General features: G+C 63.4%; 18 protein-coding genes and 1 pseudogene. 7 read left to right on the top strand and 12 right to left on the bottom strand.

All coding sequences use genetic code 11. The annotated features are described in order from the left end of the window. Positions 1-17 precede the first annotated feature (17 nt). From O2S87_RS06080 to O2S87_RS06055, 6 genes and pseudogenes are all read right to left on the bottom strand, one after another. Positions 18-542, bottom strand: coding sequence for a PH domain-containing protein (locus O2S87_RS06080; protein WP_475407903.1), 525 nt, complete (start codon positions 540-542; stop codon positions 18-20). A 66-nt stretch (positions 543-608) separates the two neighbouring features. Further along, complete coding sequence (locus O2S87_RS06075) at positions 609-1,901, bottom strand: amidohydrolase (protein ID WP_475407902.1); 1,293 nt, start codon at positions 1,899-1,901, stop codon at positions 609-611. A 30-nt stretch (positions 1,902-1,931) separates the two neighbouring features. Then, entirely contained in the window at positions 1,932-2,870 is a 939-nt protein-coding gene (locus O2S87_RS06070) for a metal ABC transporter permease (protein WP_475407935.1), read from the bottom strand. A gap of 101 nt (positions 2,871-2,971) precedes the next feature. Next, on the bottom strand, positions 2,972-3,658 hold the full coding sequence (locus O2S87_RS06065; RefSeq protein WP_475407934.1) for a metal ABC transporter ATP-binding protein: 687 nt from the start codon (positions 3,656-3,658) through the stop codon (positions 2,972-2,974). Next, positions 3,625-3,741: pseudogene (locus tag O2S87_RS06060) on the bottom strand (ribbon-helix-helix domain-containing protein); the annotation flags it as partial. The gene O2S87_RS06065 and the pseudogene O2S87_RS06060, both read right to left, overlap by 34 nt. A gap of 194 nt (positions 3,742-3,935) precedes the next feature. Beyond that, entirely contained in the window at positions 3,936-4,268 is a 333-nt protein-coding gene (locus tag O2S87_RS06055) for a 30S ribosomal protein S10 (protein ID WP_475407901.1), read from the bottom strand. A 225-nt stretch (positions 4,269-4,493) separates the two neighbouring features. Between O2S87_RS06055 and O2S87_RS06050 the strand changes: the two genes are divergently transcribed. Further along, a complete protein-coding gene (locus O2S87_RS06050; protein ID WP_475407900.1) occupies positions 4,494-4,937 on the top strand; it encodes a bis(5'-nucleosyl)-tetraphosphatase in 444 nt (147 codons plus the stop codon). 6 nt (positions 4,938-4,943) lie between these two features. Continuing rightward, the gene (locus O2S87_RS06045) at positions 4,944-6,017 is read left to right on the top strand and encodes a DUF5787 family protein (protein ID WP_475407899.1); all 1,074 of its coding nucleotides are present in this window, start codon (positions 4,944-4,946) and stop codon (positions 6,015-6,017) included. A 4-nt stretch (positions 6,018-6,021) separates the two neighbouring features. Here the strand turns inward: O2S87_RS06045 and O2S87_RS06040 are convergent, their stop codons facing one another. After that, positions 6,022-6,537 carry a DUF5797 family protein gene (locus O2S87_RS06040; protein ID WP_475407898.1) on the bottom strand — a complete coding sequence of 172 codons (516 nt, stop codon included), beginning with the start codon at positions 6,535-6,537 and terminating at the stop codon, positions 6,022-6,024. Between the two features lie 111 nt (positions 6,538-6,648). Here O2S87_RS06040 and O2S87_RS06035 point away from each other — a divergent pair, with 111 nt between their 5' ends. The 3 genes from O2S87_RS06035 to O2S87_RS06025 are packed head-to-tail and all read left to right on the top strand — an operon-like array spanning position 6,649 to position 7,963. Further along, the gene (locus tag O2S87_RS06035) at positions 6,649-6,906 is read left to right on the top strand and encodes a DUF5789 family protein (protein WP_475407897.1); all 258 of its coding nucleotides are present in this window, start codon (positions 6,649-6,651) and stop codon (positions 6,904-6,906) included. A gap of 50 nt (positions 6,907-6,956) precedes the next feature. Then, positions 6,957-7,277, top strand: a complete 321-nt coding sequence (locus O2S87_RS06030; protein ID WP_475407896.1) for a transcription factor S — start codon at positions 6,957-6,959, stop codon at positions 7,275-7,277. Between the two features lie 2 nt (positions 7,278-7,279). Then, entirely contained in the window at positions 7,280-7,963 is a 684-nt protein-coding gene (locus O2S87_RS06025) for a DUF6517 family protein (RefSeq protein WP_475407895.1), read from the top strand. Between the two features lie 8 nt (positions 7,964-7,971). On the opposite strand, the gene O2S87_RS06020 is transcribed toward O2S87_RS06025, so the two are convergent. From O2S87_RS06020 to O2S87_RS06000, 5 genes are all read right to left on the bottom strand, one after another. Further along, complete coding sequence (locus O2S87_RS06020; protein WP_475407894.1) at positions 7,972-8,466, bottom strand: hypothetical protein; 495 nt, start codon at positions 8,464-8,466, stop codon at positions 7,972-7,974. Positions 8,467-8,541: 75 nt separating this feature from the next. Further along, positions 8,542-8,922, bottom strand: coding sequence for a hypothetical protein (locus O2S87_RS06015; RefSeq protein ID WP_475407893.1), 381 nt, complete (start codon positions 8,920-8,922; stop codon positions 8,542-8,544). Further along, on the bottom strand, positions 8,919-9,137 hold the full coding sequence (locus O2S87_RS06010; protein ID WP_475407892.1) for a hypothetical protein: 219 nt from the start codon (positions 9,135-9,137) through the stop codon (positions 8,919-8,921). The genes O2S87_RS06015 and O2S87_RS06010 overlap by 4 nt, the downstream gene beginning before the upstream one ends. 69 nt (positions 9,138-9,206) lie before the next feature. Then, a complete protein-coding gene (locus O2S87_RS06005; protein ID WP_475407891.1) occupies positions 9,207-9,938 on the bottom strand; it encodes a methyltransferase domain-containing protein in 732 nt (243 codons plus the stop codon). Further along, complete coding sequence (locus tag O2S87_RS06000) at positions 9,935-10,327, bottom strand: nascent polypeptide-associated complex protein (RefSeq protein ID WP_475407890.1); 393 nt, start codon at positions 10,325-10,327, stop codon at positions 9,935-9,937. The genes O2S87_RS06005 and O2S87_RS06000 overlap by 4 nt, the downstream gene beginning before the upstream one ends. 173 nt (positions 10,328-10,500) lie before the next feature. Here O2S87_RS06000 and O2S87_RS05995 point away from each other — a divergent pair, with 173 nt between their 5' ends. Together O2S87_RS05995 and O2S87_RS05990 are read left to right on the top strand one after the other, a co-directional pair. After that, positions 10,501-11,373, top strand: coding sequence for a DUF4397 domain-containing protein (locus tag O2S87_RS05995; protein WP_475407889.1), 873 nt, complete (start codon positions 10,501-10,503; stop codon positions 11,371-11,373). Between the two features lie 75 nt (positions 11,374-11,448). After that, a complete protein-coding gene (locus O2S87_RS05990) occupies positions 11,449-13,125 on the top strand; it encodes an acyl-CoA mutase large subunit family protein (protein WP_475407888.1) in 1,677 nt (558 codons plus the stop codon). Positions 13,126-13,155 lie beyond the last annotated feature (30 nt).

The following is a 13,155-nucleotide window of genomic DNA, read 5'->3' as shown; positions in this document are numbered from 1 at the left end:
CAAAAAGGTGTGTCCCCCTATAGGCCGACCGGCTCGTTGTCGGGGTGGGTCAGCAGCCGCGAGAGCGTCCGATTGACGCGCGTCGGATTGGGGACCGAACGGAGTTCGATATCCAGCGTGTCGCTGCCGGCCGTGTAGGCGACCACATCGCCGTAGCCCAACACGCGTTCGAACAGCGACTGTGACAGTGAGGTGTTCTGAATCCGCGAGAGTCGGATCTGATCGACGTCTCGCGAAACGAACCCGCGTTTGATGTAGACTCGTTTCGACGTGATCACGTACTGAACGCGGTACCAGCCCAGTAGCACGACCAACAGAATCGAGATCGCCATGACCAGCGGGAGGAGGTAGACGATCGCCGGGAGTTGTTCGATGATCGATTCGAGCGCTGAGACAGCGAGCGCACCACCGACTGCAACCACGGCGGCGACCAGCAGTTGTGGCACGATTGTAAATAAAGAGGGTCGACCGGCCCACTCGACCTGTTCGTCGTCGCCGAGGGTGAGCCAGTCGGTCGATTCGAACTGCGTAGCGGAGGACATTCGTCTCCCCGATTCGGTCCGAGCCCTCTTCGGTGTTCGTACTGGTCGGATTCGGTGAAGGTGAGGTTACGCTTCGGGGCGACTCGACGCGATCTCCTGAATCGACGCCGAGAGTACGTCGATTGCGATTGCGATATCCCGCTCGTCGACGTCGAACGTCGGGGTGTGGTGGCCGCCGGGGTGGTCGGTGCCGACGCCGACGTACGCGGCCAGCCCGCCCTGGTTTTGGACCTTTTGCATCAGGAAGGTGGCGTCCTCGCTGCCGCCGAGGCTGTCGCGTTCGAGCACGTCGTCGACGCCCGCGGTTCGGCCCGCGACGCCCGCGACGATGTCGACCAGCGCCTGGTCGCTCTCGGCACTGGGAGCCTCGCCGAGCATCTGAATATCGGCCTCGCAGGCGTGCATGTCGGCGGCTGAATCGAGAATGCGCTGGGCGTGGTCCCACATGTAGGCCATCAGTGCGGTGGTTTCGCCGCGAACCTCACCGTCGATAAACGCGTGCTCGGGAACGATGTTGTTAGCCGTTCCGCCGCCGACGAGCCCCGCGTTGACTCTGGTCTCACCCTCCGAGTGCCGTGGGATCGAATAGAGGTTCTGGACCGCCGCTGCCATCGCTTGGACGGCGTTCGCGCCCGACTCCGGCCGCGCTCCGGCGTGAGCTGACTCGCCTGCGAACTCGACGCGGAACTGCGTAACCGCCAGAAAATCGTCGATTCCGGCGACGACCTGCCCCGAGGGGTGATCGAGGCCAATGTGGAGCGCGAGCAAGTAGTCGACGTCGTCGAGAACCCCGGATTCGGCCATCGGCTTGCCGCCCGATATTTGCTCCTCGCTTGGCTGGAAGATCAATTTAAACGTGCCCGCAAAGTCGCTGTCGAGGACCGCGTCGAGCACCCCGAGGCCGATGGTCGCGTGGGCGTCGTGACCGCAGGCGTGCATGAAGCCCTCGTTTTCCGACCTGAATCCTTCGGCGGCGGGGTGGTGGTCCGGGTCGTCCGATTCGAGGATCGGGAGGGCGTCGATGTCGACTCGCAGCGCGACGGTGGGGCCCGATCCTCGTTCGACGACTGCCACCGCGCCGGTGAACCCCTCGCCGATCTCTTTTAAAATCCCCTCGTCGGCTCCGGCTTCGCGGGCCCGGTCGAGCCACTCGGTGCGGATCGACTCGTCGGGGACGTTGAGGCGCTGATCCGCAGCGTGAATCTCGGGGCCGTACAGGAGGTCGTCAATGTCGCGGGCGCGGAGTTCCTGGATCAGCCGGGCGGTGGTGTAGAACTCACACCACGCGGGTTCGGGGTGGCGGTGAAGCTCTCGGCGGAGTGCCCGGAGGTCGTCGTTGGGGGTTTCGGTGTCGCTCATACCCCGTCAAGACGACCGACGGAAATAAAGCTACGATTCCTCGTCTCCCCCGTCAGCTTCGATCCCTCCGTGGGATCGCGCGGGGGCGCGTCGACGCTGCCGGACGAATTGTGCCGCGGCCGCAGTATCGACTCGGTCGGCCACCAGCACGACGGTGTAGAGGCCGATCGCCGAGAGCACGATGGATCCTCCGGCGGCGAGGCCGTAGCTGTAGGCGAGGGTCACCCCCGCGAGCGCGGCGAACTCGGCGGCCAGCACCGCCAGCAGGATCGACTGCCTGAAGCTCCGGGCGACGACGGCGGCCGCGGCGACCGGGACGACGAGCATCGCCGCGACGAGGATGACGCCCATGATCCGCATCGCGCCCACGACGACCAGCGCGGTGAGCACGACCAGCAATCGTTTATAAAGCCGGACGTTCAGCCGGGCGGCCCGCGCGGCGGTCGCGTCGACGGTGACGTACAGCAGCGGGCGGTAGGCCACCGTGACGACGCCCCCGACGAGGAGGCTCGTCACGACGAGCGCGGCGACGTGGTCGGTCGAGACCGTCGAGAGGCTGCCGAACAGGTAGGCGTCGATGCTGACGGCGATCCCTCCGTCGGTCGCGGTGATGAGTACGCTGCCGAGAGCGAACCCGCCGGTCAGCACAATCGCCAGCGAGGTGTCGCTGTGGGCATCCGCGTGGTCAATCAGGAGTTCGACCAACAGCGCCGTGCCGACGGCGACGACGAGTGCCGTCGACAGCGGCGACAGCGACAGCGAGAACGTCGCGTTGAGAAACAGGCCGACGGCGACGCCAGCGAAGGCAGTGTGGGCGAGCGTATCGCTGAGCATCGAGAGCTCGCGGTGGACGAGAAACGTGCCAACCAGCGGGCCGATGGCGGCGATACAGACCGCCGCGAGATACGCCCGCTGCATGTAGGGATAGCCGAGCATCCGCACGCCGAAGAGCCCCGCGAGGAGGTCCATTCCGGCCCCGTACACGTCGGTGAGCAGCCACCTGAACAGGTGCCAGAGAGCGTCGACCGGCGCGACCAGCACCGACGATGTGGAGAGTATGTGTCCGAACATTAGTGATCGTGGTGGAGGACGTGTTGGTCGGAGCCGTAGGCCGCGGCGAGCGCGTCGGTGGCGACGAACTCGGCGGGGTCACCGTCGAAGTACAGCTGGCGGTTGAGACAGGCGATCTCGGTGGCGTAGGTCGTGACGACGCCGATGTCGTGTTCGACCAGCAGGATCGTCAGCCCCGAGGCGTTGAGGTCGGCGAGCAGTTCGTAGAAGCGTTCCCTGGAGTCGGCGTCCACGCCGACCGCAGGCTCGTCGAGCGCCAGCAGGTCGGTCTCGGCGGCGAGCGCACGAGCGATAAACACGCGCTGTCGCTGGCCGCCCGAGAGTCGTCCGACCCGCCGGTCGGCGAGGTCCGTGATGTCGACCTGCCGGAGGGCCGCGTCGACCGCACGGCGGTCGTCGTCGGAGAACCGCCCGAGGAGACGGCGGGGGTAGCGACCCATCCTGACGATCTCGCGGACGGTCACTGGCATTCGGCGGGCCGCGGTCGTCGCGTCCTGTGGAACGTAGCCGAGCCGCTCGCCAGAAGAGAACTCGGTGGCGGGTTCGCCGAACAATCGCACGTTTCCGCTGTTGGGCTCGCGAAGTCCCAACATGAGTTCAAGTAGCGTGCTTTTGCCGCTGCCGTTCGGCCCGACGAGCCGTTGGTCGTCGACGTCGGTCGGTAGGTCGCGAGCAACGACTTGCAGGCCTCACGAACCACCTCGCTGCGGCCGCTGTACCCGTAGGTCTCGGCGAAGGAATCGATATCGTCCCTAAGCCGGGGGGTCATCGAGGTACTGACGATCGGCATATATTAAATCTGGATCAGAGGTTGATAGAAATGTCGTTATTACGGTAAGAGAATTGGTAACTACGGCAGGGGATTGGATCTGTCGATCGGGCAAATACTGGAGGGAGGCGATGGTCCAATCGGCGATATTTCGGTGGCCGGTCGACGATGAATCGGTCGGCGTAGTTGGCCGATTAGTTTCCCTTCTGGCCGAGCGGTTTCTTCTGTTCGACTTCGATTTCGACGTGGACCGAATCAGGGAACTCCATATGGCCAACTTCGCGCGCGATGTGATCCGCGCCGTGGATATCGAGTCGACGGTTGTAGACGGTGTAGTCCCAGCCCGAAAAGGTCGAGCCGGGTTTGAGCGACCGATACTGTGGAACGCGCAGTCGCGTGGCCGGCGAGGTGTGGGGGCCTTTACACTGGCCGCCCTTGCGCTCGACCATCGCTTTGAGCGACGAAACTGTGTCGTCGAGAACGGCCCGGTCGCCCGACTGAAAGGTGAGTTTGGTGACGAAGGTCATGGTGGCTACAAACGAGTGTGACCGCGAACACCAAAAGCGCATCTACCGTCCGCCAGCGTGTGGACTCCCCACATGACTGGCCGTCTTGACGGCCAGTAGCCGTCGACTACCATCGAGTAGTAACTTGCTACTGACAGGATCAGGGACCGAGACGGCAGTACTCACGTGAGTCGACTGGTATATCCTCCGACACCCTCTTAACAGACGGTCGCATACCCGTTGCTAATGACGGTAGAGGCGATAAGCGCTGGTGCGATCCTCTTCCGCGACACCCGCGGCCGACGGGAGTATTTGCTCCTCAAAAGCCGTCCGGGGGACTGGGAGTTCCCCAAAGGCGGGGTCGAAGGAAGCGAGGAGCTCCAGCAGACAGCGATCAGGGAGGTCTCAGAAGAGGCCGGTATCGAGGAGTTCAGACTCATAAACGGGTTCCGACGCGACTACGACTACGTGTTTCAGGCCAACGGCAAGACCATTCACAAGACGGTTCACCTGTTTATTGCCCACTCGTTCGAGGCGAGCGCCGAGCTCTCGAAGGAACATCGGGATCTGCAGTGGCGCGACTACGAACAGGCACTCAACACGATCACCCAGGACGGCCCCCGAGAGATCCTCAAAGAGGCCCACGACCACTTAGACGAACTGAAAGACGAGGAAGGCGAGTACATCTAATCACCAGTGTCGACCGGTCGCTCGGAGTTCGTCTACGAACTGCAGGTCTGTCGCTGGGCCGAACTCTCGTGGCCACCAGAAGGGTTGGCTCCACCCGCCCATCTTGTTGCCCGCCAGTTCGGTACGAAGCGGCGGCGCTGGGATACGGTCGTCGTCGAAGCTGACGCCGAAGGACTGGCCGCACGCCAGCAGTTCGGCGAGCGGGAACTCGATTCTGACCTGCTTCATATCGTCCGCCACGCGCCTGCCGAGTGGGCGTGGTACCGCGACGCGTTGCCAGACCCTGGCTACCCGTGGCGCTACGTCCGCGAGTCGATCCACCGCGCCGACGCACGCGACATCGTCCAGACGCGACGTGTGGGCAACCGGATCGAGATCAAGCGTATCGGGCCGTACCCCAACTGGGTGAAGCGACTGATCGCGATCGAAAACAAGCCGGATCTCGACGCCAGCGCGGCCCGCCAGTTGGCTAGCCAACTCCAATACGACGTCGACAGCGCACTGGCAGACGAGGTCTGGGTGGCTACACGACGGACAGGCCGACGAGTCGAGCCCGCACTGCTCGAAGCCCTGCCGGTCGAAGCCGGGATTCTGACGACCGACTTTCGAGACGGCGTCGACGCCGAGTCAGCGGCCGTCGAGTGGTATCCGACCCGTATCCGGTCGGCTGACGAACCGGACAGCCGGGCAGATAGACGGCTCGAACTCGCCGAGCGAGCCTACGGTCGTGGCTGGCGGAGCTATCATTCGACGATGCGGCCGGACTGTCGACAGTTCGAGCTTCGGCGCAACGGACGGGCACTGTTGCCGTGGTGTGCAGCCAAAGGCCGCCACCAGTCGTCGACGGTCTGCCGATACGCCTGTGCGGAGTTCGAACCCGAACCCCCGGCGTGGCGCACGCGCGGCTGGCCGATCGAGGGCGGTCCTGGTAAGGGAATCAAGCGCTTGTTGGCAGAGCGTGCGAACCGTGAAAACCGGAGGGTAGGCACGGACTATGGCGACGCAGAGACGGGACCCAGCGATGTTGAGACCGACCATGCCGACGCAGAGGCGGACTACACCGACGTAGGGACCGACTAACGGCTCACTCGTCGGTCGTCTCGACGTCGACTGATTCTCGCTCGACACAGAGTCGGAACGTGGGGACCGTCCGATAGATGACTTCGATCACGCCCTTGCGTTTGAGGCTCTGGAGCGCTCGCCGAACGTCGCCAGCTTCCGGGTCGACGTCGTAGGCGTCTCGAAGGGCGTTGAGCACACTGACGACGCTCTCGGAGCGCTCGTCGGGTCCGGCGACGACCGCAAACACCTGCGATTCGAGCGTTGAGATCCGGATTGAACTCGGCGGTTCGTCGGTTCCCTGGCCCTCGGTTGGGGGTTCGACACCCGGTTCGACACCTGTGAGTTCGACGGCCTCGGCTGTCGACCGGATGAGGCTGTCGTCGTCGCGGAAGTAGTACTCCTTGAGGTGGCCTTCGAGATACCGGTGGACCTCTTTGCCGCTGTCGAGCCCCCAGCGCTCCTGTAGCTCCTTGTTCTTCGTTGGCTGGAGTTCGACGATATCGCCCAGCCGGTCGACCTCCTCGTCTGTGAGGCTCATCGCCCGACTGTTCTGCGTCGGGCTATATCGGCGTTCCGGGTTCGACTCGTGGGCCATACTGTCAGGAAATCCAGCAGAGCGGCTAAGTCGTGTGGAACCATTATAGATGGTGTGAGAGACAGAATCAAAATCAACCGTGTGAAAAACGTCCTCAACCGAGTCGACTATCCCATAGGGCGAGGCGAGGCCGCATCGACGTTCGACGAGGTGACGCTCGTGTTGGCAGACGGTGAAGCGAACCTCGGCTCCATGATTAGCCAAGCCGACAGGGAGACGTTTCGGTCGGCCGACGATCTCAGCACCGAACTCAACAACGTGATGCCGATCGAGGCGCTCGGAGAGCCGGGCCAGTCGGACGGCGACGCCTGAGCCAGCCAAACCCCGGCGTTTAAGTGTCCGAATCTACTTTCGGTTCGCTAATGGAGTTTTGTGACGACTGCGGTTCGATGATGAAGACCGAGGGCGACCAGTGGGTCTGTGGATCATGTGGCTCAACCAAGTCACGCAACGAAAAACAGGAGCAAGCAATGACAACCACCCAGGGCCAGGTCAGCACCGAAATCGTCGACGTGAGCGATGCCGAGGATCAGGGCCTGCCGAGTACGACCGTCCACTGTCCGAACTGTGGCAACGACAAAGCCTACTGGTATATGCAGCAGATCCGGTCGGCCGACGAGAGCGAAACGAGATTTTTCATCTGTACCGACTGTGAACACAAGTGGCGCGAGGACGACCACTAAGCATGGAGATCCCGCCGCCGTCGGTGCGCGAGGCGCTGTTGGCCGACTGGCGGCAGACCGATTTGACGGTCGACACACCGGTTTCGACGCCGCTGTTCTCGGTGCGGACCCATACGTGTGTGTACGAGGAATCGTCTCAGCGCGACCGTATCCGCGAACGGACGGGCGTCGACCATCCGTGGCGCTTCTTTTTCGCCAGCCGGATTCAGATCGATCCCCACCGCAAGCCGACGCCGGTATTGAGCGCCCTGATTCGCCAGCAGGTTTCGAAGGCGTTCGTCGACCGGTTGGCGGCGCGCGGGCTGACCGAGATCAGCTCCGAGAACCACACCAAACGGACGGTAAAGGGAGTCAATAGAGTCGAAAAGCGCTACCAGGCGACGGTCTGTCTCGACAGCACCGCGCTCGCTGGTGCAGACGTCGACCATGATCAGACAGACAGTGATCAGACAGACAGTGATCGGACAGACAGTGATCGGACCACCACCGAAGCGCTCTGTCTACCGATTGAGGCCTATCTGACCATCTGGGTCGACGAGGAGTACCACGTTACCGGTGGTGCGCATCCGGTCGGCCCGCCCGAAGGCGGCCCTCCCGAACTGATCGCAGCCCTCGAATCGGAGATCGATCCGGCCACGGCTCGCACGGAGCTTTTCAGGCTGATCAACGGCTGTATCGAAGGATAAAACGGCAGTCAGTCGTCGTCCGAGTCCGCCGAGCAGTCGCCACCGCTCACATCGGTCAGAATCGAGAGCTCGGCCTCGCGGGAGATCTGGACGACGAGGTCCAGACAGTCACGATCCGAGAGGTTGGTCGACGAAAAGCCCGACCGAGTGTCGCCGTCGAGCCGGACGGTCAACTGAAACTCGCCGGGTTCTGTGGGCCACTCGACATCAAGCGCCATGCTACTGTCGTCGTCGCTCCGCGCACCCAACTCGTGTGTCTCCCAGTACTCGATCCCACCGTCCCATTCGAGGAGGACGTCGACCGAATGGGTGCTGTCGTCGAGGTTTTCGAGCGAGATCGCTTCGAGTACCGGGCCATCCCCTCGACTGTCCCCGGTTCCACCGTTCGAATCGTCCGGTGTCCCGCTCTCTGTGGCCTCCTCGCCGCCCGAACAGCCCGCCAGTCCGCCTGCAGCCACCGCTCCACCTGTCGCGAGCAGCCGACGACGCGTCCAATCTATCATAACTACTGATGATAATCGGGCCCGTATAACACTTTGCCAGACACTGATTCGTTCGAGATGTGTGGTCTCGACGATTCAGTTCCACAGTCGGCGACCAACCGCTCGCAGCACACCTGTGGGATCGATTCGAAACGGGGTGGTTTCGAGCCGCGCGGCGAGCAGACCAGCAAGTCGGCCTTGCGGGTCGGTTGGTCGGTAGCGGGCGACAGCGACCCCACGGACACGAACGACCACGGGCGTTTCGATTCGAATGGGGTCGACGAGATCGGACTGTCGAAACCAGTCGACCGCCTCCCCGGTCGCGGTCGACCAAAGCGTGCGGAGGGCGGCGAAACTGGGGGTCTCGACGTAGAGTGTCCCCGCCTCACTGTGGAGCCGGATGCTAGCTTCTGGAAGCTCGACTGTCAGATCGGCGTCGATGAGAAGGCCCTCAGTCGACCGCTCGGCGGCCGTCACTGCTCGCGTTCGCGGGCCCGAATTTTGACCGTCCCATTGAGCCGCCACTCGGCGTGGTCGGCGTCGTCGCCGATTCGGTCGGGAACGTCGATCTGCATATCCTCGAACTCGTAGGTGATCTCGGCTCCCCGACCCGTGAGCCGCTCGTAGAGGCCGATCGCCAGCTCCGGCCACGTTTCAGTTTCCTCGATAGCACTGGAATCGTTCGTCGACATTATACGTTCTTCGAGCGCCGATACAAAGAATCTGGCGTCCTCGCGCTGAGTTGTGTCTGTTTCACCCGCTTACTCGCTATTGCGCGCGAACGTGAGATAGCCCGTATGACCGACTCCTTTCGTCGACGGGCGCGAGCCACGGTCGTCGAACGTCATCTCGCGCTGGATCGTCTCGACCGTCTCGATTCCCGACAGGCCAGCCTCCTCGGCGGCCGCAACTGTCTTTCGCGAGTTCTCGACGAACGGCGAGTAGACCGCGACGAAGCCACCGTAGGCGAGGAGATCGGGTGCCGAAGCGACGATCTCAGGGGCGTCCTCGGTGTCGAGCGTCAACAGATCGAACGGTTCGCCTCCGGTGAGCGTCGCGATCTCCTCGGTGATGTCGCCGGTTCGGACGTCGACCCGCTCTGCGACGCCCGCGGTGACCATGTTCTGTCGAGCGACATCGGCGAACTCCGCGGACTGCTCGTAGGTCGTCACCGAGGCACCGAGTCGACCCAGATACGCCGAGAGAATTCCGGTTCCGGTGCCAGCATCGAGGACGCGGTCGGCGGCCGACGCACCGGTGTGACCGATCACGAGCCCGATATCGCGGGGCATCATCGGTGCGCCAGTTCGGTCGAGGTGGTTGAACAGATCAGGTCCGCGCAGTTCGCGGGCGACAAAGCGCTCGCCGATGTGTGTCTCCAGTACGTCGCCCGAGTCGACGTCTTCGGGGACAGTTAGCATCCCGAGGTCGGTGTGGAGTTCAGCACCGGGCTCGCGGAGGTACTCCCGGTCACCGTGACAAAGGAGGATCACTTCAGCCGCGAGATCGCTGCGGCGAGATCGCCGTCCTCGGCTTCGAGCGCCGCACGAGCCTCGTCTTTCGACGCGCTGGCCTGCGAGGCGACTAGCTTAACGTCATCATCGGGGATGGCAGGCTCGTCGCTGGCTGCGTCATCTCCAGTACTGCTTGCTGTGCCGTCGTCGACTGCGCCAGCCGCCTGGGTCTCGGGCTCGCCGACGATCTGGTACGTCTGGGTGCCCTGGGCGTCCATTCGGGTGACGTCGGGTGCGTCGAAGACGAGCTGCTCGCCGTCGGCCGTCGTGATCGTGACCGACTCAGCGTCGATCTCCGTGACGTCGATCCCCATCTGTTTCATCATCTGTTGCATCTTCCGCGGGTTCATACCGCCGCCTCCAAACATACCTGAATTCTCTCGGGGAACGACGAAAAGCGTGGCGAAGCCTCGCGACGATCTCGACACGATCACTAACAGGTCGACTCGACCGGCCCCAAACGCTGACTCACGAACTGGGCTGAGAGTCAGACGAAGCATAAAAACTCATACAGGTCTGTCCCCAGAACATCTGCGTACCCATGGTCGACCCACGACGCAGAGACGTCCTCGCGGCCGCAGGAGCCGTTACCTTCGGTGGGCTGGCTGGCTGTGGCGAACGGACCGACGAGTCGACCGGCAGTGGGCAACCCGAAAACGAATCCGACGACGATGAGCCAGCAGACGACCAACAGAACGGCCTCGGTGCGGTTCGAGTCGCCCACGGCTCGCCGGACGCACCCAACGTCGACATCATCTTTGACGAGGAGACAGTCGTCGAAGATCTCGAATTCGGCGAGGTGGTTCCGTACGAGGAAGTCGAACCCGACACGTACCGGCTGCAGGTCACCGCCGCCGGTGACCCGGACACTGTCGTCTTTGACGAGGAGATCGCGGTTGAACCCGACGTCACCTACTCGGCGGTCGCCTACGGCGAGGCCGCTGGCGGCACCGACACGGGCTTCAGCGTCGACGTTCTCGAAGACGATCTGACCGCCCCCGACCAGGCGACCGCCCGCCTCCGGCTGTTCCACGCCGTGCCCGATGCCGAGACCGTCGACGTCGTCGTCACGGAGGCTCCCGAGAGATCTGAGGAATCCGAGAGCGACAATCAACCCCAGTCCGACGAGCCGCTGGCGGCGGGCGTCGAGTTCGGCGGCACAGCAACCGAAACCCTCCGGCGAGGCGAGTACACCCTGGGTGTCGTTCCGGTCGAAGACGACCAACAGGGTGACCCCGCGGCGAGGTTCGATATCGACGCCGAGAGTCGGACAGTCTACACGGTGTTTGCGGTCGGCTACGTCGATTCGGATGCCGAAACCGACCGAGCGTTCGACGCGATCGTCGTCGAGGACGCGGTCGATGGCACACGTGCCGACGGCGGCACTGGCGGTGTCGCGGGCTTCGGTTCCTGAGCCCCGTTTGGCCGAATTCCGTTCGGACTGGAAGGCCAACCCGTTTTAACACACCACACGCCCAAGGAGTCGACAATGTTCGACGCCGAGGAGCTCGCGGCGATTCGCGAGGCCAAATCCGAGTGGGAAGCCGAAACGCTCGATCCGACGCTCGAGCGGTTCGGCGAGCGCGAGGCGCAGTTCGACACCGACACCGACGGCCAGTCGGTCGACCGGTTGTATACGCCTGCAGATGTCGCCGATTTCAATTACGAGAGCGATCTCGGCTTTCCGGGCCACGCGCCCTACACGCGCGGCGTCTATCCCACGATGCACCGCGGTCGACTCTGGACGATGCGGCAGTACGCCGGAATGGGAACCGCGCGCGAGACCAACGAGCGCTTTCAGTATCTGATCGACCAGGGCTCGTCGGGCCTTTCGATGGCCTTTGATCTCCCCACGCAGATGGGCTACGACTCGGACGCCACGATGGCAGCCGGTGAGGTCGGCAAGGCGGGCGTCGCCATCGACACGCTCGCGGATTTCGAGACCGTGTTCGAAGGGATTCCGCTCGACGAGGTGTCGACGAGTATGACGATCAACGCCCCCGCGGTCGTCCTGCTGGCGATGTATATTGCGGTCGGCGACAAGCAGGGCGTCGATCGTGCCCAACTCCGGGGGACGGTCCAAAACGACATCATGAAGGAGTACATCGCTCGCAATCTGTTTATATACCCACCGGAGCCGTCGATGCGGCTGGTCACCGACACCTTCGCGTTTGCAGCCGACGAGGTGCCCAACTTCAACACGATCTCGATTTCGGGCTACCACATCCGCGAGGCCGGCTCGACGGCCGCCCAGGAGATCGCCTTTACCCTTGCAAATGGGATCGAGTACGTCGAAGCAGCTATTGAAGCCGGACAGGATGTCGACGAGTTCGCCCCGCAGCTTTCGTTTTTCTTCAATGCGCACAACAACATCTTCGAGGAAGTCGCGAAGTTCCGGGCCGCCCGTCGGCTGTGGGCGACGATCATGGACAAGCGGTTCGACGCGGAGAACCCCAAATCCAAACAGCTGAAGTTCCACACTCAGACCGGCGGCTCTACGTTGACGGCCCAGCAGATCGACAACAACGTGGTTCGGGTCGGGTATCAGGCGCTCGCAGCGGTGCTCGGCGGCACCCAGAGCCTGCACACGAACGGCAAGGATGAGGCGCTGTCGCTGCCGACCGAGGAGTCGGTGCGCACGGCTCTCAGAACTCAGCAGATCCTCGCCCACGAGTCGGGCGCGGCCGACACCATCGACCCGCTGGCGGGGAGTTACTACGTCGAATCGCTGACCGACGACGTGGAGGCCGAAGCCCGCGAGCTCATCGAGACAATCGACGAGCGCGGTGGGATGTTGCGGGCGGTTGAGACCGGTTTCGTCCAACAGCAGATCCAGGACGTCGCGTATACACGCCAACAGGAGATCGAAACCGGCGACCGGATCATCGTCGGCGTCAATGAATTTGAAGTCGACGAGGAGCCGAACATGGATCTCGAATCGGCGGACGAAGAAGACGAAGCTCGACAGGTCGACCGACTGGAATCGGTGAAAGCCGACCGCGATGACGAGGCCGTTGAGGCGGCGCTTGCGGCGGTGGCCGACGCGGCAGCGAGCGGCGAGAACGTCCTGCCACCGGTGATCGAGGCCGTCAAGGTGTACGCCACGGTCCAGGAGATCTGTGACGTGTTCCGCGACGAGTTCGGCGAGTATCAGCCGGGCGTCTGAGGCGGCTCGTTGTTCGGGTATCTCAGCGCG

It is taken from the genome of Halohasta sp. A2, from assembly GCF_056175805.1.
This window is presented reverse-complemented; position numbering and strand designations above follow the sequence as displayed.

Excerpts from the sequence above, each read along its gene's own strand:
- O2S87_RS06020 (WP_475407894.1), bottom strand. The coding sequence starts at position 8,466 with ATGATAGATTGGACGCGTCGTCGGCTGCTCGCGACAGGTGGAGCGGTG.
- O2S87_RS06000 (WP_475407890.1), bottom strand. The coding sequence starts at position 10,327 with ATGTTTGGAGGCGGCGGTATGAACCCGCGGAAGATGCAACAGATGATG.
- O2S87_RS06040 (WP_475407898.1), bottom strand. The coding sequence starts at position 6,537 with ATGAGCCTCACAGACGAGGAGGTCGACCGGCTGGGCGATATCGTCGAA.
- O2S87_RS06025 (WP_475407895.1), top strand. The coding sequence starts at position 7,280 with ATGGAGATCCCGCCGCCGTCGGTGCGCGAGGCGCTGTTGGCCGACTGG.
- O2S87_RS06055 (WP_475407901.1), bottom strand. The coding sequence starts at position 4,268 with ATGACCTTCGTCACCAAACTCACCTTTCAGTCGGGCGACCGGGCCGTT.
- O2S87_RS06075 (WP_475407902.1), bottom strand. The coding sequence starts at position 1,901 with ATGAGCGACACCGAAACCCCCAACGACGACCTCCGGGCACTCCGCCGA.
- O2S87_RS06080 (WP_475407903.1), bottom strand. The coding sequence starts at position 542 with ATGTCCTCCGCTACGCAGTTCGAATCGACCGACTGGCTCACCCTCGGC.
- O2S87_RS06030 (WP_475407896.1), top strand. The coding sequence starts at position 6,957 with ATGGAGTTTTGTGACGACTGCGGTTCGATGATGAAGACCGAGGGCGAC.
- O2S87_RS06070 (WP_475407935.1), bottom strand. The coding sequence starts at position 2,870 with ATGGACCTCCTCGCGGGGCTCTTCGGCGTGCGGATGCTCGGCTATCCC.
- O2S87_RS05995 (WP_475407889.1), top strand. The coding sequence starts at position 10,501 with ATGGTCGACCCACGACGCAGAGACGTCCTCGCGGCCGCAGGAGCCGTT.
- O2S87_RS06050 (WP_475407900.1), top strand. The coding sequence starts at position 4,494 with ATGACGGTAGAGGCGATAAGCGCTGGTGCGATCCTCTTCCGCGACACC.
- O2S87_RS05990 (WP_475407888.1), top strand. The coding sequence starts at position 11,449 with ATGTTCGACGCCGAGGAGCTCGCGGCGATTCGCGAGGCCAAATCCGAG.
- O2S87_RS06010 (WP_475407892.1), bottom strand. The coding sequence starts at position 9,137 with ATGTCGACGAACGATTCCAGTGCTATCGAGGAAACTGAAACGTGGCCG.